Annotated in this window: 27 protein-coding genes and 1 tRNA gene; 14 read left to right on the top strand and 14 right to left on the bottom strand. The window is 69.4% G+C overall.

Features of this window, described 5'->3' with window-relative positions; all coding sequences use genetic code 11:
• Nucleotides 1–63: 63 nt before the first annotated feature.
• Nucleotides 64–300, top strand: coding sequence for a type II toxin-antitoxin system VapB family antitoxin (gene vapB, locus CEG14_RS24060; protein WP_094828928.1), 237 nt, complete (start codon nt 64–66; stop codon nt 298–300).
• Nucleotides 301–305: 5 nt separating this feature from the next.
• Nucleotides 306–704 carry a type II toxin-antitoxin system tRNA(fMet)-specific endonuclease VapC gene (gene vapC / locus CEG14_RS24065; protein ID WP_094828929.1) on the top strand — a complete coding sequence of 133 codons (399 nt, stop codon included), beginning with the start codon at nt 306–308 and terminating at the stop codon, nt 702–704.
• A 198-nt stretch (nt 705–902) separates the two neighbouring features.
• Here the strand turns inward: vapC and CEG14_RS24070 are convergent.
• The 3 genes from CEG14_RS24070 to CEG14_RS24080 all read right to left on the bottom strand — a co-directional run bounded on the left by CEG14_RS24070 (nt 903) and on the right by CEG14_RS24080 (nt 3,368).
• A tRNA-Pro gene (locus CEG14_RS24070) sits at nt 903–979 on the bottom strand.
• Nucleotides 980–1,096: 117 nt separating this feature from the next.
• Complete coding sequence (ispB, locus tag CEG14_RS24075) at nt 1,097–2,062, bottom strand: octaprenyl diphosphate synthase (protein WP_094828930.1); 966 nt, start codon at nt 2,060–2,062, stop codon at nt 1,097–1,099.
• A 133-nt stretch (nt 2,063–2,195) separates the two neighbouring features.
• Nucleotides 2,196–3,368, bottom strand: coding sequence for a fumarylacetoacetate hydrolase family protein (locus CEG14_RS24080; protein ID WP_094828931.1), 1,173 nt, complete (start codon nt 3,366–3,368; stop codon nt 2,196–2,198).
• 112 nt (nt 3,369–3,480) lie between these two features.
• Between CEG14_RS24080 and CEG14_RS24085 the strand changes: the two genes are divergently transcribed.
• From CEG14_RS24085 to proB, 5 genes are all read left to right on the top strand, one after another.
• Nucleotides 3,481–4,293, top strand: coding sequence for an IclR family transcriptional regulator (locus tag CEG14_RS24085; protein ID WP_094828932.1), 813 nt, complete (start codon nt 3,481–3,483; stop codon nt 4,291–4,293).
• A 376-nt stretch (nt 4,294–4,669) separates the two neighbouring features.
• Nucleotides 4,670–4,981 carry a 50S ribosomal protein L21 gene (rplU, locus tag CEG14_RS24090; protein ID WP_094828933.1) on the top strand — a complete coding sequence of 104 codons (312 nt, stop codon included), beginning with the start codon at nt 4,670–4,672 and terminating at the stop codon, nt 4,979–4,981.
• A 25-nt stretch (nt 4,982–5,006) separates the two neighbouring features.
• Nucleotides 5,007–5,264 (top strand): 50S ribosomal protein L27, encoded by a 258-nt coding sequence (rpmA, locus tag CEG14_RS24095; RefSeq protein ID WP_094828934.1) that lies wholly within the window; start codon nt 5,007–5,009, stop codon nt 5,262–5,264.
• A 205-nt stretch (nt 5,265–5,469) separates the two neighbouring features.
• Complete coding sequence (gene obgE / locus CEG14_RS24100; RefSeq protein WP_094828935.1) at nt 5,470–6,597, top strand: GTPase ObgE; 1,128 nt, start codon at nt 5,470–5,472, stop codon at nt 6,595–6,597.
• 85 nt (nt 6,598–6,682) lie between these two features.
• A complete protein-coding gene (gene proB / locus CEG14_RS24105; RefSeq protein WP_094828936.1) occupies nt 6,683–7,819 on the top strand; it encodes a glutamate 5-kinase in 1,137 nt (378 codons plus the stop codon).
• Nucleotides 7,820–7,952: 133 nt separating this feature from the next.
• Here proB and CEG14_RS24110 read toward each other — a convergent pair whose 3' ends face one another.
• A complete protein-coding gene (locus tag CEG14_RS24110; protein WP_094828937.1) occupies nt 7,953–8,636 on the bottom strand; it encodes a response regulator transcription factor in 684 nt (227 codons plus the stop codon).
• Between the two features lie 264 nt (nt 8,637–8,900).
• Between CEG14_RS24110 and CEG14_RS24115 the strand changes: the two genes are divergently transcribed.
• Nucleotides 8,901–9,317 carry a helix-turn-helix domain-containing protein gene (locus CEG14_RS24115; RefSeq protein ID WP_256985983.1) on the top strand — a complete coding sequence of 139 codons (417 nt, stop codon included), beginning with the start codon at nt 8,901–8,903 and terminating at the stop codon, nt 9,315–9,317.
• Between the two features lie 61 nt (nt 9,318–9,378).
• On the opposite strand, the gene CEG14_RS24120 is transcribed toward CEG14_RS24115, so the two are convergent.
• On the bottom strand, nt 9,379–9,975 hold the full coding sequence (locus CEG14_RS24120) for a SecDF P1 head subdomain-containing protein (RefSeq protein ID WP_094828938.1): 597 nt from the start codon (nt 9,973–9,975) through the stop codon (nt 9,379–9,381).
• A 352-nt stretch (nt 9,976–10,327) separates the two neighbouring features.
• Here CEG14_RS24120 and thiC point away from each other — a divergent pair, with 352 nt between their 5' ends.
• Nucleotides 10,328–12,241, top strand: a complete 1,914-nt coding sequence (gene thiC / locus CEG14_RS24125; protein WP_094828939.1) for a phosphomethylpyrimidine synthase ThiC — start codon at nt 10,328–10,330, stop codon at nt 12,239–12,241.
• Nucleotides 12,242–12,329: 88 nt separating this feature from the next.
• On the opposite strand, the gene CEG14_RS24130 is transcribed toward thiC, so the two are convergent.
• The 7 genes from CEG14_RS24130 to gpmA all read right to left on the bottom strand — a co-directional run bounded on the left by CEG14_RS24130 (nt 12,330) and on the right by gpmA (nt 20,705).
• Nucleotides 12,330–13,760 carry an aldehyde dehydrogenase family protein gene (locus CEG14_RS24130; RefSeq protein ID WP_094828940.1) on the bottom strand — a complete coding sequence of 477 codons (1,431 nt, stop codon included), beginning with the start codon at nt 13,758–13,760 and terminating at the stop codon, nt 12,330–12,332.
• A gap of 141 nt (nt 13,761–13,901) precedes the next feature.
• Nucleotides 13,902–15,314 carry an FAD-binding oxidoreductase gene (locus CEG14_RS24135; protein ID WP_094828941.1) on the bottom strand — a complete coding sequence of 471 codons (1,413 nt, stop codon included), beginning with the start codon at nt 15,312–15,314 and terminating at the stop codon, nt 13,902–13,904.
• A 43-nt stretch (nt 15,315–15,357) separates the two neighbouring features.
• Nucleotides 15,358–16,059: a FadR/GntR family transcriptional regulator gene (locus CEG14_RS24140; RefSeq protein ID WP_094828942.1), complete on the bottom strand. Its 702-nt coding sequence runs from the start codon at nt 16,057–16,059 to the stop codon at nt 15,358–15,360.
• A 92-nt stretch (nt 16,060–16,151) separates the two neighbouring features.
• Nucleotides 16,152–16,904: a HesA/MoeB/ThiF family protein gene (locus CEG14_RS24145; RefSeq protein WP_094828943.1), complete on the bottom strand. Its 753-nt coding sequence runs from the start codon at nt 16,902–16,904 to the stop codon at nt 16,152–16,154.
• The gene (locus tag CEG14_RS24150; protein WP_094828944.1) at nt 16,901–18,349 is read right to left on the bottom strand and encodes a S41 family peptidase; all 1,449 of its coding nucleotides are present in this window, start codon (nt 18,347–18,349) and stop codon (nt 16,901–16,903) included. The genes CEG14_RS24145 and CEG14_RS24150 overlap by 4 nt, the downstream gene beginning before the upstream one ends.
• A 27-nt stretch (nt 18,350–18,376) precedes the next feature.
• Complete coding sequence (locus tag CEG14_RS24155) at nt 18,377–19,948, bottom strand: murein hydrolase activator EnvC family protein (RefSeq protein ID WP_094828945.1); 1,572 nt, start codon at nt 19,946–19,948, stop codon at nt 18,377–18,379.
• 4 nt (nt 19,949–19,952) lie between these two features.
• Nucleotides 19,953–20,705 (bottom strand): 2,3-diphosphoglycerate-dependent phosphoglycerate mutase, encoded by a 753-nt coding sequence (gene gpmA, locus CEG14_RS24160; protein WP_094828946.1) that lies wholly within the window; start codon nt 20,703–20,705, stop codon nt 19,953–19,955.
• Nucleotides 20,706–20,908: 203 nt separating this feature from the next.
• Here gpmA and CEG14_RS24165 point away from each other — a divergent pair, with 203 nt between their 5' ends.
• The 5 genes from CEG14_RS24165 to CEG14_RS24185 all read left to right on the top strand — a co-directional run bounded on the left by CEG14_RS24165 (nt 20,909) and on the right by CEG14_RS24185 (nt 24,342).
• Nucleotides 20,909–21,331, top strand: a complete 423-nt coding sequence (locus CEG14_RS24165) for a rhodanese-like domain-containing protein (RefSeq protein WP_176461331.1) — start codon at nt 20,909–20,911, stop codon at nt 21,329–21,331.
• Between the two features lie 39 nt (nt 21,332–21,370).
• The gene (gene grxC / locus CEG14_RS24170) at nt 21,371–21,628 is read left to right on the top strand and encodes a glutaredoxin 3 (RefSeq protein WP_094828947.1); all 258 of its coding nucleotides are present in this window, start codon (nt 21,371–21,373) and stop codon (nt 21,626–21,628) included.
• A 54-nt stretch (nt 21,629–21,682) separates the two neighbouring features.
• Nucleotides 21,683–22,207 (top strand): protein-export chaperone SecB, encoded by a 525-nt coding sequence (secB, locus tag CEG14_RS24175; protein WP_094828948.1) that lies wholly within the window; start codon nt 21,683–21,685, stop codon nt 22,205–22,207.
• A gap of 7 nt (nt 22,208–22,214) precedes the next feature.
• Nucleotides 22,215–23,270 (top strand): NAD(P)H-dependent glycerol-3-phosphate dehydrogenase, encoded by a 1,056-nt coding sequence (locus CEG14_RS24180; protein ID WP_094828949.1) that lies wholly within the window; start codon nt 22,215–22,217, stop codon nt 23,268–23,270.
• Nucleotides 23,271–23,415: 145 nt separating this feature from the next.
• Nucleotides 23,416–24,342, top strand: coding sequence for a Bug family tripartite tricarboxylate transporter substrate binding protein (locus tag CEG14_RS24185; protein WP_255032101.1), 927 nt, complete (start codon nt 23,416–23,418; stop codon nt 24,340–24,342).
• Nucleotides 24,343–24,407: 65 nt separating this feature from the next.
• Here CEG14_RS24185 and CEG14_RS24190 read toward each other — a convergent pair whose 3' ends face one another.
• Nucleotides 24,408–24,878, bottom strand: a complete 471-nt coding sequence (locus CEG14_RS24190) for a tRNA (cytidine(34)-2'-O)-methyltransferase (protein ID WP_094828951.1) — start codon at nt 24,876–24,878, stop codon at nt 24,408–24,410.
• Nucleotides 24,879–24,903: 25 nt separating this feature from the next.
• Nucleotides 24,904–25,148: ComF family protein (locus CEG14_RS24195; protein WP_373454227.1), on the bottom strand; the 245-nt coding region annotated here is incomplete at its 5' end.

The raw sequence follows: 25,148 nt of genomic DNA on the forward strand, positions 1-25,148 counted from the left end.
TCGATGCGCGCCTCGCGGAGACCCGGATGATAGATTCCGATCGCACCTTGCAAGGAGGATCCCATGATCAAGACCACCGTCATGAAACGCCGGCACTGCCAGCTGATACGCCTGCCCCGCGCCGCGGCACTCCCGCGCGGCGTCACCCGCGTCGAGGTCCGCGTGGTCGGCCGAACCCGCGTGCTCGTGCCCATCGAAGATTCGTGGGAGGAGTGGTTCAAGAGCCTCGGCGACGACGTGGACTTCCCGACCGAGCGCGACCAGAGCCCGCTTCCGCCGAGGAAAATCCCCAACCGCTGAAGTACATGCTCGACACCAACATCTGCATCCACGCGATCAACCGCACGCGCGAGGGCGTGCGGCGCGCCTACGAGAGGCACAGCAGCGTTTTGTGTGTGAGTACCGTGACCTTCATGGAGCTGGCCTATGGCGTGCAGAAGTCGAACGCGCCCCTGCGCAGCCGGCTGGCGATGGAAGGCTTTCTCGCCCGCGTCGACATCCTGGACTACGACCAGCCGGCCGCGGTTCGCACCGGTCAGCTGCGGGGTCATCTGGCGCGCGCCGGCACCCCTATCGGCTTCTACGACGCCATGATCGCCGGGCACGCGCTTGCCTGCGGGCTGATCCTGGTCACGAACAACACGCGTGAGTTCGCTCGCGTGCCCGAACTCCGGCTCGAAGACTGGACGCGCGGGACCGGCTGACGTTCCCACGGCGTGCCCGGCCTGCGCCTCGAAGACTGGACGGCCGAGGCGCCCTGAATCCTTGGCCCCGCTGTTGCGCGCACCCTCTCTTGCAGCAGGCGCCGCGCGCAAAACAAAAAAGCCGGCACGCTTGCGCGATACCGGCTCATTGCTGATGGTGTTTCGGGAACACCGTCATGAATTCAACCACAAAGTGAGTGGTCGGGGCGAGAGGATTCGAACCTCCGACTCCTGCGTCCCGAACGCAGTACTCTACCAGACTGAGCTACGCCCCGATTCTCTACTACTGTGTTGCTACTGCTTTACAGCCAACGCTGACCGCGGTCTTGCGACTCACCGGCTTCGCGCTTTTTCGCTGTGCTTTTTACTGCACCGCAAAGGCCGAAAATTTCTTATCGATCTCTGTTTACCGCGAAAGCGCAGAATTCTAACAGAGAATTTTGAAAAGTGGAAATGGGGAAGATCGACAGCGCATCGCGGGCCCGTTGCGCCTCGGCTTCGGCGGCCTGGCGCGCGTGCTCCAGGGCGTCGGTTTGCTGGATGGCCTGGGCCACCGCGGCGAAATCGGCGTCACCGGTGGTGATGGCGTCGCGGATCAGTTGCTGCTGCTCGGGCGTGCCGACTTCCATCACGCGGATGAGCGGCAGCGTGGGCTTGCCCTCGCGCAGGTCGTCGCCGACGTTCTTGCCGAGCGCACCGGCGTCGCCGCTGTAGTCGAGCACGTCGTCGATCAGCTGGAAGGCGGTGCCGATGTGGCGGCCATAGGCCGCGGCGGCCTCTTCCTGCTCGGGCGTGGCGCCCGCCAGGACCGCGCCCACCTGGGCGGCGGCCTCGAACAGCTTGGCGGTCTTGTAGCGCACCACCTGGAGGTAGCGCTCCTGCGACACCTCGGGATCGTGCACGTTGAGCAGTTGCAGCACCTCGCCCTCGGCGATCACCGTGGTCGCCTGCGACAGGATCTGCATGATGCGCATCGAGTCGGCCTCGACCATCATCTCGAACGAGCGCGAATACAGGTAATCGCCCACCAGCACGCTGGCGGCGTTGCCGAACACCGCGTTGGCGGTGTCGCGGCCGCGGCGCAGGTCGGATTCGTCGACCACGTCGTCGTGCAGCAGCGTGGCGGTGTGGATGAACTCCACCACGGCCGCCAGCAGCTGGTGATGCGTGCCCTGGTAACCGAGCGCGCGCGCCACCATGAGCACCATGGCCGGCCGCATGCGCTTGCCGCCCGCGCCGATGATGTAGTCACCGATGGTTCGAATGAGCACGACCTCGGAGTTCAGGCGCTCGCGGATAACCGCGTCGACAGCCTTCATGTCGTCGGCAATGGGGGCGATCAGCTCAGAGAGATTCAAAGCGCTTCCGGGGGAAATGGGCGAGCCGACCCCGCGGCTCGTTACACAGGCCGGCAGACTGCGCCGCCAAGCCGGGGTCGGCCGAATTATACGTGTTGCGCCCGCCCTGCCCCCCGCCGGGCCGCCGCAGGTGTTACAGCCCGCGGGCGCGCAGGTTGGCGTAGAGCGCGCGCACCCCGAAGGTCCAGGGCGCAATGCGGTCCGAACGCCCCACCCGGTTGACCAGCGCGCCCAGGCGCGGCGAGCCGATGCGCACCACGTCGCCTTCCCGGTGGGTGAAGCCGCTGCCCGGGCCCGCGCGGTCCTGGGTCGGCGAGAACATCGTGCCCAGGAACAGCATGAAGCCGTCGGGATACTGGTGGTGCGGGCCGCAGGTCTGGCGCACCAGGTCGAGCGGGTCGCGGCTGATCTCGGCCATGTGGCTCACGCCGTCGATCACGAAGCCGTCCTCGCCTTCGATGCGCAGCGACACGTCGGCGTGGCGCACGTCGTCCAGCGTGAAATGGGCGTCGAACAGGCGGATGAAGGGGCCGATGGCGCAGGAGCCGTTGTTGTCCTTGGCCTTGGTCAGCAGCAGCGCGCTGCGCCCTTCGACGTCGCGCAGGTTCACGTCATTGCCCAGCGTGGCGCCCGCCACCTCGCCGCTGGCGTTCACCGCCAGCACGATCTCCGGCTCCGGGTTGTTCCACTCGGAGACCGGATGCAGCCCGATCCAGGCGCCGGATCCCACCGAGGACATCGGCGGGCTCTTGGAAAACACCTCCGCATCGGGCCCGATTCCCACTTCGAGGTATTGCGACCACTGCCCGCGCGCCTGCAATTCGGCCTTGAGCGCCATGGCCTGGGGCGAGCCGGGCACCAGCTGCGACAGGTCGGTGCCGATCAGTTCGTGCAGGCGCTGGCGGATGGTCTCGGCCTGGCTGGCGTCGCCGCCGGCCTGCTCCTCGATCAGGCGCTCGAGCAGGCTGACCGCGAAGGTGACGCCGGCCGCCTTCACGGGCTGCAGGTCGCACGGCGCCAGCAGGCGCGGCTGGCCGGGCTCGCCCGAGCGCTGCAGCAAGGCCTGGACGGCGCCCAGCGAGGGGCCTGCCGCCTCGCGCGCCACGGCCACGCGGTCGGGACGCTCGAGCAGGTCGGCGATCGTGGGCGCCACCGCGCTGATGTCGATGACCTCGCCACGCCGCACCGCCACGACCGCCGGTCCCGGCACCGGCCCGCCGCGCCAGACCCGGCCCACCAGCGTGGCCTGCTGCAGGTCTTCGGGCAGATCGCGTTCGGGATCCAGGGCGAAATCATCGTAGGACATGGTCGGTCTCCGCATGCTCGGTAGGGGTGGGCGCGGCCGTCTGCGCGGCCGGCGGGAGGGGTGAAGAGGATGCAATGAGTCTAGGAGCGGCCACGCCGCGCCGTCCAATACAATGGCAGTCATTCCAATATGTTGGACAACGCCCGTGAGCGCAGACAAACCCGCCTACGAAGTCCCCGCGCTCGCCCGCGCCCATGCGCTGCTGAGCCGGCTATCCGAACGCGGCGCGCCCATGCGTGCCGCCGAGCTGGCGCGCGACAGCGGCATGCCGCGCAGCTCGCTCTATCTGCTGCTCGAGACCCTGGAGGCGCGCCGCTGGATCGAGCGCGCCGGCGACGGCTATGTGATCGGCCTGACCCTGCTCAGCCTGGGGTCGGCCTATCTGCGGCACGACAATCTGGAGCCGGCCTTCCGCGACGCGGCGGCCGACTTCGTGGCGCGCCACAACGAGGTGATGCAGCTGGCGATGCTGGACGGCGCCGACGTGGCCTACCTGGCGCGCGAGGATGCGCGCCGGCCGGTGCGGCTCGTGACCGATCCCGGCTCGCGGCTGCCGGCGCACGCCTGCGCGCTGGGCAAGGCCCTGCTGGCCAGCCTGAGCGACGCCGAGGTGCTGGCCCGCCTGCCCTCCCCCCTGCCCGCCATCACCGATCGCACCATCACCGACCCGGCGCGCCTGCTGGCGGAGCTGGCGACGGCGCGCCGCACCGGCTTCGCGCTGGACCTGGAGGAGGTGAGCGCGGGCCTGACCTGCTACGCCGCCTACGTGGGCCGCACCCCGCTCGGCCGGCGGGTGGCGGTCAGCACCTCGCTGCCGGCCGACCGGCTCGACCCGCGCCATGCCGACGCGGTGCGGGCCGGGCTGATCGCCGCCGCGCGCCAGATCGCGCTGCGCGCCACGGCCGAGGAGCCCCCGGCGCCCTGAGGGGCGGGCAGCGTTCGCCGCCCGTGGCAGCGCCGTGCGAGGGCGTCCGGGCGCTGGCGGGCGGCCCGGACGCGCGGGGCTCGCGCCACCCCCGACGTGACGTCGACGCGACACCTAAGCCCTTTACCTGCAACACCTTTTTGACTTCTCCACAGGCCCGGGCTAGAATCCCGGATTCGACTTTCTCGTCGAAAAAAGCAAGTGGCGAATTCACGCTTGCCGCCGTCCCGATGTTTTTCCTCGGCACGGCGCTGGCTCCCCCCGAAATCCGGGGCGGGTCTTCCCGGAAAAAGCAACGATGGCAGGCCTCTCGCAGGCACGCCGCCCGCGCCGATCCCAACCCGGTTCGCCTCACATCTTTCCAAGGATATATCCCATGTACGCGGTCGTAAAAACCGGTGGCAAGCAGTATCGCGTTGCCGCTGGCGAAAAACTCAAGGTAGAACAGATACCTGCTGACATCGGGCAAGAAATCACCCTGGACCAAGTGCTGTCCGTGGGCGAAGGCGACCAACTGAAAGTTGGTACGCCTCTCGTCGCTGGCGCCCTGGTCAAGGCTACGGTTCTTGCGCATGGCCGGCACGACAAGGTCAAGATCTTCAAGATGCGCCGTCGCAAGCACTATCAGAAGCGTCAGGGCCACCGTCAGAACTACACCGAGATCCGCATCGAAGCCATCACGGCTTGAGGATCGAGGTTTTTAGGAGCTAAACATGGCACAGAAAAAGGGCGGCGGCTCTACGCGTAACGGTCGCGATTCGGAATCGAAGCGACTGGGCGTCAAGGTTTATGGCGGCCAACAAATCTCGGCGGGTGGCATCATCGTGCGTCAGCGCGGCACCCGCTTTCACCCCGGCGTGAACGTCGGCGTGGGCAAGGATCACACCCTGTTCGCGCTGGCCGACGGCAAGGTCGAGTTCGGCACCAAGGGTGCCCTGAACAAGGCCATCGTGTCGGTCGTCTCCGAGTAATCGGAAGCGATTCGCATCGGCACAAAGCCCTGCCGCACGCGGCGGGGCTTTTTGTTTTCAGGCAGAATGTTCGGAATGGCGGGCCCTGCCCGGCGCCCCTGGCGCTGCCGGCCCGCCTTCCCCCAAGTTTCTTCGCGCGCCTCTTTCGATGCGCGCCGCCCCGGCGCCTGGCGCTGCGGGCTCGCTCCTTGAACAGACACGCACCATGAAATTCGTAGACGAAGCCACCATCGAGGTCGTCGCCGGCAAAGGCGGTAATGGCGTGGCGAGCTTTCGCCGCGAGAAATTCATCCCCCGCGGCGGCCCCGACGGCGGCGATGGCGGCCGCGGCGGCAGCATCTACGCGGTGGCCGATCGCAACATCAACACGCTGATCGATTTCCGCTACGCCCGCCTGCATCGCGCCAAGAACGGCGAAAACGGCCGCGGCTCCGACCAATACGGCGCGGCCGCGCCCGACATCACGCTGCGCGTGCCGGTCGGCACCGTCGTGCACGACGCCGAGACCGGCGAAGTGCTGTTCGACCTCGACCACCACGACCAGCAGGTGACGCTGGCCGCCGGCGGCCAGGGCGGCATGGGCAACCTGCATTTCAAGTCGAGCACCAACCGCGCCCCGCGCCAGTGGACGCCGGGCAAGGAAGGCGAACAGCGCAAGCTGCGCATGGAGCTCAAGGTGCTGGCCGACGTGGGCCTGCTGGGCCTGCCCAACGCGGGCAAGTCCACGCTCATCAGCCGCATCTCCAACGCACGCCCGAAGATCGCCGACTACCCCTTCACCACGCTGCATCCCAACCTGGGCGTGGTGCGCACCTCGCCGTCGCGCAGCTTCGTGGTCGCCGACATCCCCGGCCTGATCGAAGGCGCCTCCGAAGGCGCCGGCCTGGGCCATCTGTTCCTGCGCCACCTGGCCCGCACCCGCGTGCTGCTGCACTTGGTCGACATCTCGAGCCAGGATCCCGACACCGATCCGATCGACGCCGCCGTCGAAGGCGCGCGCGCCATCGTCGAAGAACTGCGCCGCTACGACCCGGAGCTGGCCGACAAGCCGCGCTGGCTGGTGCTCAACAAGCTCGACATGGTGCAGGACCCGGAAGCGGCCCGCACGCGCTTCTGCGAGCAGTTCGGCTGGACCGGCCCGGTGTTCTCGATCGCCGCCATCAGCGGCGACGGCACGCAGGACCTGATCTGGGCCCTGCAGGACTACCTCGACGCCGAGAAGCAGAAAGACCTGATCGCCCAGGACCAGGCCGAAGGCACCTACGTGCACGAAGACCCGCGTTTCGATACGACCCGCGACGCGCCCGCCGCGCCGCGTGGCGGTGACGAATAAGCCATAATCGCAATCCGTCGCCGCGCCGCCCGCAGGCTCTGCCCCCGGGGCGGCATCTTCGAACCCGCTACGCCCGGTCATCGCCATGACTGCCCAATCCGAAAACGTGTCCGTCGTTGCCCAGGCCCAGCGCCTGGTGGCCAAGGTCGGATCCTCCCTCGTCACCAATGAAGGCCGCGGCCTGGACCGCGCCGCCGTTGCCCACTGGGCCGCGCAGATCGCCGCCCTGCACAAGCAGGGCAAGCAGGTCGTGCTGGTGTCCAGCGGCGCCATCGCCGAAGGCATGGCCCGGCTCGGCTGGCGCAAGCGCCCGTCGGTCATGCACGAGCTGCAGGCCGCCGCGGCCGTGGGCCAGATGGGCCTGTGCCAGGCCTACGAGGCCGCCTTCGCGGAGTTCGGGCTGCGCACCGCGCAGATCCTGCTCACGCACGAAGACCTGGCCGACCGCCATCGTTACCTGAATGCCCGCTCCACCCTGTTTGCGCTGCTGCGCATGGGCGTGGTGCCGATCGTCAATGAAAACGACACGGTGGTGACCGACGAGATCCGCTTCGGCGACAACGACACGCTCGGCGCGCTCGTCACCAACCTGATCGAAGCCGACACGCTCATCATCCTGACCGACCAGCGCGGCCTCTACGAAGCCGACCCGCGCAAGCAGCCCGACGCGAAGTTCGTGGCGCACGCGCAGGCGGGCGACGCCGCGCTCGAGGCCATGGCCGGCGGCGCCGGCAGCGGCGTCGGCACCGGCGGCATGCTCACCAAGATCCTCGCGGCCAAGCGCGCGGCCCACAGCGGCGCGCACACGGTCATCGCCTCGGGCCGCGAGCGCAACGTGCTCAACCGCCTGTCGGCCGGCGAGTGCATCGGCACCGAGCTGCAGGCCGTGCTGCCGGTCTGGTCGGCGCGCAAGCAATGGCTGGCCGATCACCTGCGCCTGCGCGGCCGCGTAACGCTGGACGAAGGCGCCGTGCGCGCGCTGATGCGCGAAGGCAAGAGCCTGCTGCCGATCGGCGTGACGGCCGTGGAAGGCGAGTTCGAGCGCGGCGACGTGGTGGCCTGCATCGATGCCGACGGCCGCGAATGCGCGCGCGGGCTGGTGAACTACTCGGCCGCCGACACGCGCCGCATCATGCGCCAGCCGTCCTCGCAGATCGCCACCATCCTCGGCAGCATGACCGATCCCGAGCTGGTGCATCGCGACAACCTCGTGATCCTCTGAACGCGGCAGGCGGGCGGCCTGGCGTGATGCCGCGCCGCCCGCCCGCACCGTCCGTCCGCATCGCCTTCCTGCCGCGCCTGCCTGCACGATCTGGCGCGGCCATCCCGCCGCCACGCGACGGCACCGGCCCGCCTCATGCCTCATCGATGAACAGATAGCCCCAGCGCCGCACCGCGCACACGGGCAGGTCGATGCCGTGCAGCCGCGCCTTGCCGCGCAGGCGCGCCACCGTGACGTCGTCGCCGCGCGAGCCGCCCGGCCCGCCCACGCGCGGCAGGCGTTGATTGGGCGCGGCCAGCAGGCGGCCGATGAAGAGCCCCTCGCCCGGCGTGAGCGGCAGGCGCTCGCCCTGCGGCCCGAACAGATAGCGGCTCGAGGAACACAGGCGCCACCGGCGCGGCGGCCCGGCGGGCGAGGTCGCCCGGCGCCGCTCGAACATCGCGATCAGCTCGGCCGCCATCCACTCGGGCGATTCGTCGAGCGCGCAACAGATGTCGGCGCCGGCGCGCAGCATCTGGATGCGCAGGAACGGGGTGGCGCCGTTCAGCAGCACGATGCACGCCGCCGAGAGCGGGATCTCGCACAGCCGCCGCAATTGCAGGATGAGGGCATCGCCCTGGCGCGCATCGCCGCTCAGCAGCAGCATGTCGGGGGCGATGGCGCGCACCGCCTCGGGCGACAGCACGCGCTCGGCGTGGCCGCGCACGCGCCAGCCCGAACGTCGCAGATTGTCTTCGAGAGAGAGCGTGGCGGCCGCCGGCACGCCGCAAGGCAGGTGCAGCACCAACGGCGCGAAATCGTCGGATGGGTCTTGCATCGTGTCGGGCTCGCGTGGCAAGGGTGGAGACGGGACAGGGGCCGATGGGCGCGGACCGCGCGCGTGCGTATCGTGGGACCGATGCGCAAGGCTCGCGGGGCGACGCCTGCGGCGCGCAGGCAGACGCGCACGGTGCGACGGCCCGCGGTGGCGCCAGCGGCGATTGCGCATCTGAAGCACCGCGCTGCACCGCGCAACACCAATTATTACCTATGTGATATCCAATATCACCACTGTAATAGTGAACCAGGCTCCAATCCTGGGGTGAAGACCTTTTCAGACCGACTGAAACACGCACGCCAACTGCGCGGCTTTACGCAGCATGACCTCGCCCGGGTCAGCGGCGTGTCGCAGAGCGCCATCGGCAGCTACGAGAGCGGACAGCGCCAGACCAGCCGATCCGGGCGTCGGCTTGCGCAGGCCCTCGATGTGGATCCCGACTGGCTGGAGACCGGCGTGGGCGACATGGCCGTGCGCGAGCGCGTTTCGCCCCATACCCTGATGGAGCCGCCCCTGCCCGCCAGCCGTGCGGCCTGGCCCTTCCGCAGCCTCACCGCGGCCCAGTTCCACGCGCTCAGCGCCGAACATCAGGCCTTGCTCGACACCGTGCTGGGTGCGCTGGCACGCGGGCTGGAGCCGCCCGGCCCAGCGCGCGGCAAGCGCCGCAACCCCGCGCGCTGACATCCTTCGCGCCCATGCAAAAAGCCCCCTCGCGGGGGCTTTTCGTTTTGCGGCGTGATGCTTATTGGTTGGGCGAGTTCGACGGCTCGGCGGCACGGCCGCCAGGGGCCTTCATGCCCGGTGCCGGGGCCTGAGCGCCGGCGGGTTGCGGCGCTTCGCCGCGGATCTTGGCGGCGATGGCTTCGGCGGCTTGCGGCGAGCTCACGCTGAAGGCCAGCACGCCGCGGTTCAGCGGCTCGGCGATGCGCGGGGCGGTGACGAGTTCGCGATCGATCACGAGCACCAGCATCTTGCCGACGTTCTTGCCGCTCACGTCATTGAGCTTGCGGGCGCCGCTTTCGTTGAAGCGCAGGCCGACGAAATTCTGGCCCTGGCGGTCCACCAGCGCGGCGGCTTCGCTCAGGTCGGCGCGGGTCAGGACGGGCTGGCGCTCCATGTAGAGCGAGCCATCGGGAACCTTGACTTCGGCAAGGCCGGCGCCGGGCTGGGTCTGGGCGATGTAGAACTCGACCACGGATGCGGCAGCCGGCGTGGCGGCCTGCGCCGTGTCGGCGGGCTTGGCCGCCTTGTCGCCGGTCTTGGAAGGCGTCGTACAACCCGCCAGCACCAGAGCCATGACCGCCACGGCGGGGGCGAATTTGCGCAGAGTCAGTTGCATGATCGAAATTCCTTCATTGGAGTTGCAGACGAATTGGCCGGGACCATCGAATGATCATTCGGTCCCGGCGTTACAAAAAAGTGTACAGGGCTGGACTGTCCCCTGATAGTGCGGACTGCTTCCAGATGTAAAGAGCCAATACGGCGTTGCGGCCGAAACCCGCCTATACTGCGGCTTCGCAGGGGTACTCGCGATCCGGGATCGGGTCGCGTGTTGAGAGAGTCCCTTCGTACCAGTACGGATAATGCCGATGCTGGGAGCGCTTTCCGTCATGGCCCGCCGGCATCGCCGCGGCGCGCGCCGCTACGCGGAATCTCCCCATTCGGCTCCAGATCTTCTCTTGGAGCTTTCCATGAACGCCAATCCCAAGTTCCTGGCCGCCACGGCCGAAGTCGACGCGGCCGCCGTGGCCCCGTTGCCGCAATCCCGCAAGATCTATCAAACCGGCAGCCGCCCCGACATCCGCGTCCCGTTTCGCGAGATCAGCCAGGACGACACGCCGACGATGTTCGGCGGCGAAAAGAACCCGCCGCTGACCGTCTACGACACCAGCGGCCCCTACACCGACCCGAGCGTGCGCATCGACATCCGCGCCGGCCTGCCCGAGCTGCGCCGTGCCTGGATCGACGAGCGCGGCGACATCGACCTGCTCGACGGCCCGACCAGCGAGTACGGCCAGGCCCGTCTCGCCGATCCCAAGCTCACGGCCATGCGCTTCGACCTGCGCCGCCCGCCGCGCCGCGCCAAGCCCGGCGCCAACGTCACGCAGATGCACTATGCGCGCCGCGGCATCGTCACGCCCGAAATGGAATACGTGGCGATCCGCGAAAACCTCCGCCGCGAGCACTACATCGAAACGCTGCGCGCCAGCGGCCCCGATGGCGAGAAGCTGGCGCGCCGCCTGCTGCGCCAGCATCCCGGCCAGTCGTTCGGCGCCGCCCTGCCCGGCAGCATCACGCCCGAGTTCGTGCGCGACGAGATCGCGCGCGGCCGCGCCATCATCCCGGCCAACATCAATCACCCCGAGATCGAGCCGATGATCATCGGCCGCAACTTCCTGGTGAAGATCAACGCCAACATCGGCAACTCGGCCGTGAGCTCGGGCATCGGCGAGGAAGTCGAGAAGATGACCTGGGCGATCCGCTGGGGCGGCGACACCGTGATGGACCTCTCCACCGGCAAGCACATCCACGAGACGCGCGAGTGGATCATCCGCAACTCGCCGGTGCCGATCGGCACCGTGCCGATCTACCAGGCGCTCGAAAAGGTCGACGGCAAGGCCGAGGAACTCAACTGGGAGATCTTCCGCGACACGCTGATCGAGCAGGCCGAACAGGGCGTGGACTACTTCACCATCCACGCCGGCGTGCGCCTGCCCTTCATTCCGATGACGGCCGACCGCATGACGGGCATCGTGTCGCGCGGCGGCTCGATCATGGCCAAGTGGTGTCTGGCGCATCACAAGGAGAGCTTCCTGTACGAGCGCTTCGACGAGATCTGCGAAATCATGAAGGCCTACGACGTGAGCTTCTCGCTCGGCGACGGCCTGCGGCCCGGCTCCGGCTACGACGCCAACGACGAGGCCCAGTTCGCCGAGCTCAAGACGCTGGGCGAGCTGACCCAGGTGGCGTGGAAGCACGACGTGCAGGTCATGATCGAAGGCCCCGGCCACGTGCCGATGCAGATGATCAAGGAAAACATGGAGCTGCAGCTCGAACACTGCCAGGAGGCGCCGTTCTACACGCTGGGCCCGCTCACCACCGACATCGCGCCCGGCTATGACCACATCACCTCGGGCATCGGCGCGGCGCTGATCGGCTGGTACGGCACCGCGATGCTCTGCTACGTCACGCCCAAGGAACACCTGGGCCTGCCCAACAAGAAAGACGTGAAGGACGGCATCATCACCTACAAGATCGCCGCCCACGCGGCCGATCTCGCCAAGGGCCATCCGGGCGCGGCGATCCGCGACAACGCGCTCTCGAAGGCCCGCTTCGAGTTCCGCTGGGACGACCAGTTCAACCTCGGCCTGGATCCGGACACCGCCCGCGAATTCCACGACGAGACCCTGCCCAAGGACTCGATGAAGGTGGCGCACTTCTGCTCGATGTGCGGCCCGCACTTCTGCAGCATGAAGATCACGCAGGACGTGCGCGAATATGCCGCCACGCTCGGCGTGTCGGAGCAGCAGGCGCTGCAGCAGGGCATGCAGGAAAAGGCCGTGGAGTTCGTGAAGAAGGGTGCCGAGGTCTACCACCGCACCTGACCCGTCCGCGCGGTTTGCGAACGCCTCCCGCCGCGCGCCGGCGGGAGGCGTTTTTTCGAGCGGCTGCGGCGCGTGCGGGCGGCGCGCGTCAGGTCGCGGTGTAGGCGGTCTTCACCGCGGTGTAGAACTCCGCCGCGTAGCGGCCCTGCTCGCGCGGGCCGTAGCTCGAGCCCTTGCGGCCGCCGAACGGCACGTGATAGTCGACGCCCGCGGTCGGGCAGTTCACCATCACCATGCCGGCCTGCGATTCGCGCTTGAAGTGCGTGGCATGCTTGAGCGAGGTGGTGCAGATGCCCGACGACAGGCCGAACTCGGTGTCGTTGGCGAGCGCCAGCGCCTCGTCGTAGCTGTCGACCGGGATCACCGCGGCGACCGGCCCGAAGATCTCTTCGCGGCTGATGCGCATGTCGTTGCTGCAGTCGGCGAACAGCGCCGGGGTGAGGTAATAGCCCTCGGTGTCGCGCTCGACCCGCTCGCCGCCCGTGACCAGCCGGGCGCCCTCGTCGCGGCCGATGGCGATGTAGCCCAGGTCCTGTTCGAGCTGGCTCTGGTCCACCACCGGGCCGATGTCCGTGCCGGAGCGCAGCGCGTCGTCGATCTTCAGGCCCGCGAGGCGCTGCTGCACGGCGTCGACGAAGCGCGGGTAGATGCCCTTCTGCACGATCAGGCGGCTCGATGCCGTGCAACGCTGGCCGGTCGAGAAGAACGCGCCATTCACCGCGCACTCCACCGCCACCTTGAGATCGGCGTCGTCGAGCACCACCAGCGGATTCTTGCCGCCCATCTCGAGCTGCACCTTGGCCATGCGGCTCATCGCGGCCTCGATCACGCGGCGGCCGGTCGCGACCGAGCCGGTGAAGCTGATCGCCTGCACGCGTTTGTCGCCCAGGATCGCCTGGCCCACCACGGTGCCGCGCCCCATCACGAGGTTGAAGGCGCCCGCGGGCAGACCGGCGCGGCTCAGGATCTCCGACAGCGCCCACGCGCTGCCCGGCACCAGGTCGGCCGGCTTGAACACCACGGTGTTGCCGTAGGCCAGCGCCGGCGCGATCTTCCAGGCCGGGATCGCGATCGGGAAGTTCCACGGCGCGATGATGCCGACCACGCCGACCGGCTCGCGCGTGATCTCGGCGTCCACGTTGGGCCGCGTCTGCGGCAGCTTCTCGCCCTGGATCCGCAGCGCCTCGCCGGCGAAGAACTTGAAGATGTAGGCCGCGCGCGTGACCTCGCCGATGCCTTCGGGCAGGGTCTTGCCCTCCTCGCGCGACAGCAGGCGGCCCAGCTCTTCCTTGCGCGCCAGCAGCTCGCTGCCCACGGCGTCGAGCACGTCGAAACGGCGCTGGCCGGTGGCATGCGCCCATTCCTGCGAGGCGGCCACCGCGGCCGCGATGGCCTGCTGCGCCTGCGCCGCATCGGCCTGGGCATAGTGGCCGATCACGTCGGCCAGGTTGGAGGGATTGACGTTGGGCTTGGCGTCGACGCCATCGACCCAGGCGCCTCCGATGTAGTTGGCGTGCATGTTGTCTCGACTCTCTTCCAGGGGTGCAGACACCGCGCGGCGGCGCCGCGCGGACCGACAGGCACGGCCGCCCTTCTGGGTGGCGGCGCGTGCGCGGGAGGCCGGCTGGGGCCTCCCGGCGTTCAGGATGCCATCGCCGCGTTACAGCAATTTGCCGGGATTCATGATGCCGGCCGGGTCGAACACCCGCTTGATCTCGCGCATCAGGCGCAGCTCGAGCGGATCCTTGATGTGCAGGAAGTGATCGCGCTTGAGCTGGCCGATGCCGTGTTCGGCGCTGATGCTGCCGCCGTAGCGGTGAACTTCGTCGAGCACGATGTCGGTGATCTCCGCGCCTTCCTGCGCGGCCCACTCGCGCGGCGCGCCCGCCGGGCGCGACAGGTTGTAGTGCAGGTTGCCGTCGCCGAAGTGGCCGAAGATGAACGGCCGCACGTCGGCGTTGAAGGCGCGCAGGCGCGCCTCGGCGCTCTCCATGAACGCGGGGATGCGCTCGATCGGCAGCGACACGTCGTGCTTGAGATGCGGACCGTCGGCACGCTGCGCCTCGGAGATCTCCTCGCGCAGCTTCCACAGCGCCTGCAGCTGGCCCAGCGAGGCCGACACCGCGGCGTCGAGGCAGAGCTCGCGCTCGAGCGCCTCGCCCACCACGGTTTCGAGCAGCGCGTTCAGCGCCGCTTCGTCGGTGGTGTCGGCCAGCTCCATCAGCACATAGGCGGGATAGCGCTGCGCGAACGGCTCCTGCACGCCCTGCGCGTGCGTTAGCACCAGGTCCACGCATTCGCCCGTGAAGAACTCGTAGGCCTGCAGGCGCGCGCCGCAGCGCTGGAACAGCAGTTCGTAGAGCTCGAGCGCCTGGCGCGGCGACTCGACCGCGGCCAGCACCACCGAGCGCACGTCGGTGCGCGGGAACAGGCGCAGCGCCACCGCCGTGATCACGCCCAGCGTGCCTTCGGAGCCGATCAGCAGCTGCTTGAGGTCGTAGCCGGTATTGTCTTTGCGCAGCGTGCGCAGGCCGTTGAAGATCTCGCCGGTGGGCAGCACCGCCTCGATGCCCAGCACGAGCTCGCGCGCCATGCCGTAGCGCACCACGTTCACGCCGCCGGCGTTGGTGGCGAGGTTGCCGCCGATCTGGCTCGAGTCTTCGGCGGCCAGGCTGAGCGGCAGCAGCCGGCCCGCGTCCTGCGCGGCGCGGCGCAGATTGCCCAGGATGCAGCCGGCCTCGGCCACCAGGGTGTTGGCGATGGTGTCGATCGAACGCACCGCGTTCATGCGGTCCAGGCTCAGCACCACGTTGGCCGTGCTGCCGTCCGGCGTGGCGCCGCCGCACAGGCCCGTGTTGCCGCCGCGCGGCACCACCGGCACGCCGGCCGCCTGGCACAGCGCCAGCGCCTGCGCCACTTCGGCCGTGGTGCGCGGACGCAGGACCGCCTGCGCCTGGCCGCGATAGATGCCGCGCCAGTCGGCCAGCCAGGGTTCGATGTCGGCGGGCTCGGTGAGGACCACGTCGGGGCCGAGGGCGGCGCGCAACGGGTGGGAGATGTCGGTGTTGCTCATGGTGTGCTTGGCGGGTTCGAAAGTGGGAAAGAGAGGGGCGCGCTCAGGCGCCGGCGGGCGCGAGCTGCAGGCGCGCCGCCGCGTTGCGCAGATGCTGGCGCACCGCCTGGCGCGCGGCGTCGGCGTCGCCGGCCTCGATGGCGGCGAGCACGGCCTCGTGCTCCTGGTGCACGCGGGCGGCCAGCCCGGGCTGGCGCTGGGTGTTGCTGCGGGCCGTGTGCACGGCCTGGCGCAGCTGCAGATTCAGGTACTGCAGCAACTGCCGGTAGGAGGCGTTGTGGGTGGCCTGCGCGATGGCGCGATGGAAGGCCAGATCGTGTTCGACGCCGCGCTCGGGATCGTCGAGATGGCGGCCGAGCTCGGCCAGCGCGCCGCGCAGGGCCTGCAGGTCGTCGGGCGTGCGGCGGCGCGCGGCCAGCGCGGCGGCCCCGCCCTCGAGCTCCATGCGCAGCTCGATCACCTCGGCCAGCTGGGCGCGGTCCATGCCGGTATCGAACGTCACCTGGAAGCCCTGGTGGGTGGTGCGGGCCAGCACCACGCAGCCCGAGCCCTGGCGGCTCCGGACCAGGCCCTGGGCGCGCAGGCGCTCGGTGGCCTCGCGGATCACCGCGGCGCTCACGCCGAACTCGCGCGCCAGATCGCGCCCCGCCGGCAGCTTGGCGCCCACGGCGTAGAAGCCCTGGGCGATCTGTTCGGCGATGCGGCCGGCGACGCGGTCGGTGAGGGTGAGCGAGTGAGTCAGCATCGCCGCATCATAGCAGCATTGTTCAGGTTATCTGATAACTTTTGATGTATCGAGACCGTCACGGCCTTGCACTCAGGAAGACGGGGCGCCGCTCAGTGGCGGTGGCCGCACACGTCGCAGCCGGGATCGCGCCGCACGTTGACGCTGTGCCACTGCATGCTGCGCACGTCGAGCTGCAGCATGCGACCGGACAGGGTCTGGCCCAGGCCCATGATGATCTTCATGGCCTCGGCGGCCTGCATGGTGCCGATGATGCCGACCAGCGGCGCGAACACGCCGGTGGTGGCGCAGCTCAGCTCCTCGGCCTCGTCGGCCTCGGGAAACAGGCAGTGATAACAGGGCGCGTCGTCGTGGCGCAGGTCGTAGACCCCGATCTGGCCGTCGTAGCGGATCGCCGCGCCGGAGACCAGCGGCTTGCGCGCCGCGACGCAGGCGCGGTTGATGGCGTGCCGGGTGGCGAAGTTGTCGGAGCAGTCGAGCACGACGTCGGCGTCGCGCACCGCGGCCAGCAGCGCCTCGCCCTCGAGCCGGGCCACCAGCGGGGTGACGGTCACGTCGGGATTGAAGCGCGCGATCATGTCGCGGCCGGACTCGGCCTTGGGTTGCCCCAGGCTGGCGGTGGTGTGGAGGATCTGGCGTTGCAGATTGCTCAGCTCGACGGCGTCGTCGTCGGCCAGCGTGATGTGGCCGGTGCCGGCCGTGGCCAGGTAGAGCGCGGCGGGGCAGCCGAGGCCGCCCGCGCCGATGATCAGGACACGCGCCGCGAGGAGTTGCTCCTGCCCTTCGATGCCCAGATCGTCGAGCAGGATGTGGCGCGCGTAACGCAGTAACTGCTGGTCGTTCATTTGCTCTTGGCGGGCTCGACTCCGGACGGCGTGATCGTCATGCGCTGCGTGGTGCCGGAGGCGTTGGGCTTGATGTCGGCCTTGGCCTGCGCGCGTGCCGAGCCCTTCTGGACCGGCTTGCCGGCGAGCAGGTTGAGCGCCTGTTGCAGCTGGAAGTCGTCCTTGCCGCCGAACTCGAAGACCTTGCCGGTGGGCGGCTCGATCGCGCTCGGATCCGACTTCACTTCGGAGTCGGGGCTCTGCTGGTTTGCCAGGTGACGCTGCAGGTCGGCTTCGCGCGGCAGGTTGAACAGGTCGCCGTTGGCGGTGTCGGCCACGATGTAGTCGGGCACGATGCCGGTGGCCTGGATCGAGCGGCCGTTGGGCGTGAAGTAGCGCGAGGTGGTGAGCTTGACCGCCGTGGTCTCGGACAGCGGCAGGATGACCTGCACCGAGCCCTTGCCGAACGTGCGGTTGCCCATGACCTTGGCGCGCTTGTGGTCCTGCAGCGCGCCGGCCACGATCTCGGACGCCGAGGCCGAGCCGACGTTGACCAGCACCACCATCGGCACGGTCTTGGTCCAGGCCGGCAGGTCGGACAGGTAGTTGCCTTCGCCGCGGGCGTATTCCGAGGGGGTGGCCAGGTACTTGTGACGCGAGTCCGGGGTGCGGCCGTCGGTCGACACCACCAGGGCGTCGGAGGGCAGGAACGCGCCCGACACGCCGATGGCGCTGGTCAGCAGGCCGCCCGGGTCGTTGCGCAGGTCGAGGACGAGGCCCTTGGGCGCGCCCTTGGCACCGAGCTCCTTGAGCTGGCGCGCGAGGTCGGAGCCGGTCTTTTCCTGGAACTGGGCGATGCGGACATAGGCCACGCCGTCATCGAGGGTCTTGCTGCGGACGCTGCGCACCTTGATGATGTCGCGCACGATCTTGATCACCAGCGGCGCCGGCCGGTCGGCGCGCACGATGGTGAGCGTGATCGGCGACTTCGGCGCGCCGCGCATGAGCTTGACGGCGTCGTTGAGCGACATGCCCTTGGTGGGCGTATCGTCGATCTTGATGACGAGGTCGCCCGCCATGATGCCGGCACGCGCGGCCGGGGTGTCTTCGATCGGCGAGATCACCTTGACGAAGCCATCCTCGGCGCCCACTTCGATGCCCAGGCCGCCAAACTCGCCCTGCGTGGCGGTCTGCATGTCGCGGAAGGCTTCGGCATCGAGATAGGCCGAGTGCGGGTCGAGGTTGGACACCATGCCGGAGATGGCATTGGAGATCAGCGTCTTGTCGTCGACGGGCTCGACGTAGTTGTTCTTGATGGCGGCGAAGACGTTGCTCAGCTGCCGCAGCTCGTCGAGCGGCAGCGGACTGCCGCGCTGCGCAACGGCAGTGACGCCCACGCTCAGCAACACACCGGCGACGAGGCCGATGGACACCAGACCGAAACCACGAAACTTGCGAGTGCTCATGCACACATCCTGATTTTGTACCGGGAACTACAGGGCCAGCCACTGGGCTGGATCCACCGGAGCACCGCGATGGCGAATTTCAAAGTATAGGCCCGATTCGACCTGACCGCCCGTAGCCCCAACAGTAGCAATAGTATCGCCCGTTGCCACCCTGTCGCCTACCCGCTTGAGCAGCGACTGGTTATAAGCGTAGACCGTCAGGTATTGCTGGCCGTGATCCACGATGATGAGATTACCGAATCCGCGCAACCATTCCGAGTAGACCACAGTGCCGGGCGCCACCGCCTTCACCGGCGTGCCCTCGGCGGCGCGCAGCACGATGCCGCGCCAGACGCCGCCGTCGGGGCGGTCGACCCCGAACCGGCCCTGCACGTTGCCGCGCACCGGGGCCGGCAGGCCCTTGCGCAGGCCGTTGCCGCCGCCGACCAGCGGGCGCGCGGACTCCGAGGGTTCGGCCGCGGCCGTGCGGGTTTCGGGTTGGACCGTCTTTTCGGGTTCGGGTTCAGCGCGGCGGGCGGGCGGCTGGGCAGGCGGCTGTTCCGTGAGACGGCCGTGCGAGCTGCCGGGCACCGGCCGCAGGCCGGCGGCGTCGGGATCGGCCACCACCACCGGGCCGCGCGCGGCCTGTTCGGCCTGCTCGCGCGCCCGCGCGGCGTCGCGGGCCTGGTCGGCCCGATCCTTGTCCTGGGCGGCGCGGCGTTGCGCCTCGGCCTGCTTCTGCGCGTCGCGCTGGGCCTGCGCCTGGCGCGCGGCCTCCGCGCGGCGCGCCTCTTCGGCCCGGCGCGCTTCCTCGGCACGGCGGGCGGCCTCGGCCTTGCGGCGGGCCTCCTCGGCGGCGCGGCGGCGCGCCTCTTCCTCGGCCTGTTTGGTGATGGCCACGTCCAGGTCGCCGATCAGGCGCGACAGGCGCTGGTCGTCGCGACCGAGCTTGCTGGCCTCGGCGCGCTGGGCGTTGATCTGTCCCTCAAGCTTTGCGAGCAGGGTGGCGCGTTCTTTTTGCTGGGTGACCAGCGCGGCCTTCTGCTCGGTGGTTTCCTCGACCAGCCGGCGCGCCTCGGCGCGGCGGGCGTCGGCCCGGCCCTGCAGGTTGGCCAGCCGCTCGAGCTCCTGGCGCACCTCGGTCACGGCCTGCGCGCGGGCGCGCGAGACGTAATCGAGATAGCCGAGATTGCGGCCCAGCTGCTGCGGGTCGCCGCCCGACAGCAGCTCGGTCCAGGGCGACAGGCCGCTGGTGTACTGGGTGCGCAGCTGCTCGGAGAGCTCGGTGCGGCGCTTGGCCAGCACGGCGCTCTGGGCGGTGATCTGCTTGTCGAGCGTGGCGATGTCGAGGTCGGCCTGGTGCGAGGCCTCGCCGAGTTCGCGCAGACGCCGGTTGATGGCCGAGATGGCCGACTCCGAGGTCTTGAGCGCGTCGGCCGCTTCCTTGCGGGCGGCCTCGCGCTCGTCGATCTCTTTCTGCAGCGATCCGATGCGGTCGCGCAGCGCGGCCTGCTGCCGTTCGGCCTCGGACTGGCGTCCGGCCAGATCCGTCGAAACCGCCCAGGCCGCCGGCGTACCCGCCAGACAGCCCAACAACAGCAAACCCGCCGCGAACCGCATGGAATCAGTCCTTCTTTGCCTTGCCCTGCGCGGCCACGGCCGCCATTGCCGCCTCGATCTCGGCGGCATCGCCAAGATAATAGTGGCGAATCGGGCGCAGGTCATCGTCCAGTTCGTAGACGAGCGGCTGGCCGGTCGGGATGTTGAGGTTGACGATGTCGTCGTCCGAGATGCCGTCGAGGTGCTTGATCAGGGCGCGCAGGCTGTTGCCGTGCGCGGCGATCAGCACGCGGCGGCCGGCGCGGATGGCCGGGGCGATCGATTCGTTCCAGAACGGCAGCACGCGCGCCACGGTGTCCTGCAGGCACTCGGTGGCCGGCAGTTGCTCGGCCGGGATCTTGGCGTAGCGGCTGTCGAAGCGCGGGTGGCGCGGGTCGTCGAGATCGAGGGGCTCGGGCGCGATGGCGTAGGCACGGCGCCAGATCAGCACCTGCTCGTCGCCGTACTTGGCGGCCGTCTCGGCCTTGTTCAGGCCCTGAAGCTGGCCGTAGTGGCGCTCGTTCAGGCGCCAGTTCACGCCCACCGGGGTATACATGGCGTCCATGGCGTCCAGGGCGATCCACAGGGTGCGGATGGCGCGCTTGAGCACCGAGGTGTAGGCGAGGTCGAAGACGTAGCCTTCCTGCTTGAGCAACTCACCCGCCTTGCGGGCCTGCTCGCGGCCGGTTTCCGTGAGGTCCACGTCGGTCCAGCCGGTGAAGCGGTTTTCGAGGTTCCACTGGCTTTCGCCGTGGCGCATCAGGACAAGTTTATGCATGGTATCGGCCGCAAAAAGGGCGGGTTGAAGTTGAACAATGAGCTCATTTTATAATTGAGCGATTTTGCCCCAGGCTTTGCCCTCCCGGCGCGCTTTTCGGCGCCGGGCCATCGTCATCAGGCCTGGGCGGGTTTCATGCCTCTTTTTACCCCGCTCGACCGGGGTTGGCGCCCCGCCCGACCGGCCGCACTTCAGGATGCCCCGTGGATCTGCTGCACTTCTTGCTCGACCAGAACAATATCTTCATCGCCGCCGTGGCCGTGGTCGCCGGTGTCATGCTGTGCCTGCCCGGCCTGCGCAAGGGCCGCGGCGCCAACGCCGTCGACATCAATGCCGCCACCCAGCTCGTGAACAAGAGCCAGGCGGTGTGGGTCGACGTGCGTCCCGCCGAGCAGTTCCAGGCCGGCCACATCGCGCAGGCCCGCAGCCTGCCCGCCCAGGACCTCGAAGCCAAGGCCGGTAACCTGCCCAAGAACAAGCCGCTGATCCTGGTGTGCGAACAGGGCCGCTCGGCCCCGCGCATCGCGGCGCGCCTGCGTTCGCAGGGCTTTGCCGACGTCTACACTCTCGAAGGTGGCATGCGTGCCTGGTACGCGGCCAACCTGCCCGTGACGCAAAAGGGCTGAGCCCGCGCCACGTCTGTTTCCCCTGACGGAGCGATCCTCATGAAGAAAGTTGTCATGTACAGCAAGGACTATTGTCCTTACTGCTCTCGTGCCGAAAAACTGCTGCTCGACCGCGGCGTCACCGACCTGGAAAAGATCCAGATCGACCGCGATGCGGCCCAGCGTGACATCATGATCGAGCGCACGGGCCGCCGCACCGTGCCGCAGATTTTCATCGGCGACACGCACGTCGGCGGTTGCGACGACCTGCAGGCGCTCGACCGCTCCGGCGGCCTGCTGCCCCTGCTCAACGGCTGACGGCGCCCGCGCCCACGCCAACCTCCCGCATCAACACCCACACCGGAAATTCTCATGGCTGACCAGGACCAAACCAACCAGCAAGCGGGCTCGGACGCGCCCTCGTTCAATCTGCAGCGCGTCTATCTGAAAGACCTGTCGCTGGAAATGCCCAACGCGCCTCACGTGTTCCTCGAGCAGGAGGCTCCCCAGGTCGAGGTCTCGATCAACGTCGGCGGTCAGCGCCTGGCCGACACCGTGTTCGAATCCACCGTCACCGTGACCGTCACGACGCGCATCAACGACAAGGTCCTGTACCTGGTCGAAGGCACGCAAGCCGGCATCTTCGAACTGGCCAACATCCCCGAAGAGCAGATGGATCCGCTGCTGGGCATCGTGTGCCCGACCATGCTGTATCCGTACCTGCGCGCCAACATCGCCGACGCGATCACCCGCACCTCGATGCCCGCCCTGCACCTGGCCGAAGTCAACTTCCAGGCCCTGTACGAACAGCGCATCGCCGAGCTGCAACAGCAGCAACAAGGCGCCAACGGCAACGATTCCGGCATCATCCTGCCCCCGGGCACGACGCGCCAGTAAGGCTGCCATGAGCTCGATCGCCGCCCGCCGACTGCGCGTTGCCGTTCTCGGCGCGGGCAGCTGGGGCACCGCGCTGGCCGCCGCGGCCAGCCGCCGCCACCCCACCCAGCTGTGGGCGCGCGATGCCTCGCAGGCGCAGGCCATGGCCCGCGCCCGCGAGAACGAGCGCTACCTGCCCGGCGTGGCCCTGCCCGCCGGGCTGGAGATCGGCGCCGACCTCGAACGCACGCTCGCGTTCCTGGCGGCCGGCACCGATCCCGCCCTCATCATTCTCGGGGTCCCCGTTGCCGGGTTGACCGCGATCTGCACCGAACTGGCCGCGCGCCTGCCCGCGCTCGGCCTGCAGGACACCCCCATCGTCTGGACCTGCAAGGGCTTCGAGGCCGACACCGCCCGCCTGCCCCACGAGATCGTGGCGGGCGCACTGGCGGGCCTGCCGGCCCTGGCCGGCGGCGTGCTGTCCGGCCCGTCGTTCGCGCGCGAAGTGGCGCGCGGCCTGCCCGTGGCGCTCACGGTGGCGAGCCATCGCCCCGGCGTCTGCCAGGCCGCCACCGACGCGCTGCACGGCGGCGCCGTGCGGGTCTATGCCAGCACCGACGTGGTGGGCGTGGAAGTCGGCGGCGCGTTGAAAAACGTGATCGCGGTGGCCTGCGGCATCTCCGATGGCCTGGACCTCGGCACCAACGCGCGCGCCGCGCTGATCACGCGCGGCCTGGCCGAAATGAGCCGCTTCGGCGTGGCGCTCGGCGCCCAGGCCGCCACCTTCGCCGGCCTCACCGGGCTGGGCGACCTGGTGCTCACGGCCACCGGCGAGCTCTCGCGCAACCGGCGCGTGGGCCTGGAGATCGGCGCCGGCCGCAAGCTCGACGACATCCTCGCCAGCGGCATGACCGCCGAAGGCGTGCGCTGCGCGCGCGCCGCGCTGGCCCGCGCCCAGGCCATGGGCGTGGAGCTGCCCATCACCGAGGCCGTGTGCGCCGTGCTGTTCGAGGGCGTCGCGCCCATGACGGCAGTGTCGGCCCTGCTGGCGCGCGATGCACGCGCCGAAGCCGCGGAAGATTAAAATTCCCGCCGGCCGCGCAGCGCGCGCGGCCCACGACAACAATCACGACCGCACACCAAAGGAACCCGTCATGTCCCGCCTTCCCCTGCGCCGTCCGGGCGCCGCGCTGTCTGCCGCGCTGGCCGCCGCGCCGTTCGCCGTGCTGATGCCGCTGGCCGCGGCCCATGCCGACTGGCCCGACCGTCCGATCCACCTGGTGGTGCCCTTCCCGCCCGGCTCGTCGCCCGACATCCTGGCGCGCACCATCGCCGAGCCGCTGTCGCAGGCGCTCAAGCAGGCGATCGTGGTCGACAACAAGCCGGGCGCGGGCGGCAACATCGGCACCCGCGCGGTGGCGCAGGCCAAGCCCGACGGCTACACCCTGCTCTACACGATCAACGGCCCGCTGGTCACCGCCCCCACGCTCTACAAGCGCACGCTGGGCTACGACCCGCTCAAGGATCTCGCGCCCATCACGCTGGTGGCCACCAGCCCCAACGTGCTGACCGTGCCGGGCAACCTGCCGGTCGCCAACGTGCAGGACCTGGTCAAGCTGGCGCGCGACAAGGCCGGCGCGCTGAACTACGGCTCGGTCGGCCCCGGCAGCTCGGCCCACCTGGCGATGGAGATGTTCAAGGGCGACGCAAAGATCGACCTGGCCCACATCCCCTACCAGGGCTTCCCGCAAGTGATCTCGGCCATCATCGGCGGCGACGTGCAGGCCGGCTTCATGGTACCCGCCATCGCGATGCCGCAGGCGCGCGACGGCAAGGTCAAGGCGCTGGCCGTGACCAGCCTCGAGCCCAGCCCCCTGCTGCCCGGCGTGCCGACCATGGCGGCCCAGGGCTTCCCCGGCTTCGAATCGATCTCCTGGAACGCCATCCTGGCGCCGGCCGGCACGCCCACGCCGGTGATCGAGCGGCTCAACAGCGAACTGGCCCGCATCATCGACAGCGAGGCCGTGAAGAAGCAGCTCGCGCTGCAATACTTCACGCCCGCCCCGTCCACGCCGCAGGCCCTGACCAAGCGCATCGTCGACGAGAAATCGCGGCTGGACGCCGTGATCGAGCGGCTCAAGCTCACGCTCGACTGAACCCGCGCAGCCATGAAAAAAACCGCCCTCCCGGGCGGTTTTTTTTTGCGCGACGGTCCTGCGGCTCAGACGCTGCCGGCGTAGCCCTGCTGGCGCCAGGCCTCGAACACGGTGACGGCCACCGCGTTGGAGAGATTGAGGCTGCGCTGGCCCGGCAGCATGGGCAGGCGCAGGCGCTGGCCGGGGCCGAAGTGCGCCAGGTGCTCGTCGGACAGGCCGGCGGTCTCGCGGCCGAACACGAACACGTCGCCCGGCGCGAAGGCCAGGCCGACGATGCCGCGCGCGCCCTGCGTGGTGAGGGCGAAAATGCGCTCGGGCGCCGCGCCGGTGGCCGCCAGCGCCGCCTCCAGCGTGTCGTGCACCTGCATGGGCTGCCATTCGTGATAGTCGAGCCCGGCGCGCTTGAGGCGCGTGTCGTCGAGCTCGAAGCCCAGCGGCCGCACCAGGTGCAGCTGCGCGCCGGTATTGGCGCACAGCCGGATGGCGTTGCCGGTGTTGGGCGGGATTTCGGGGCAGACGAGGACGACGTGGAACATGGCGGGGCGATCAGCGGAACAATCGCTATTGTGCCAGCGCCGCGCCCCGCGCCGGCGTGCGTGCCGCCACCAGCACCGTCACCGGCCCGGCCCCGGCGCGGCGCAGCGCCAGCGCGCAGGCCTGCGCCGTGGCGCCGGTGGTGAGCACGTCGTCGACCAGGATCACCGGCCGGCCGGCGCACTGCGCCGGGTCGGCCGCGAACACGCCGCGCAACGCGCGCCGGCGCCCGCGCGCGCCCTGCCCGTGCTGGCGCGGCACCTCGCGCAGGC

The sequence above is a fragment of the Bordetella genomosp. 1 genome (assembly GCF_002261335.1).
In the GTDB taxonomy this organism is placed as follows: domain Bacteria; phylum Pseudomonadota; class Gammaproteobacteria; order Burkholderiales; family Burkholderiaceae_B; genus Bordetella.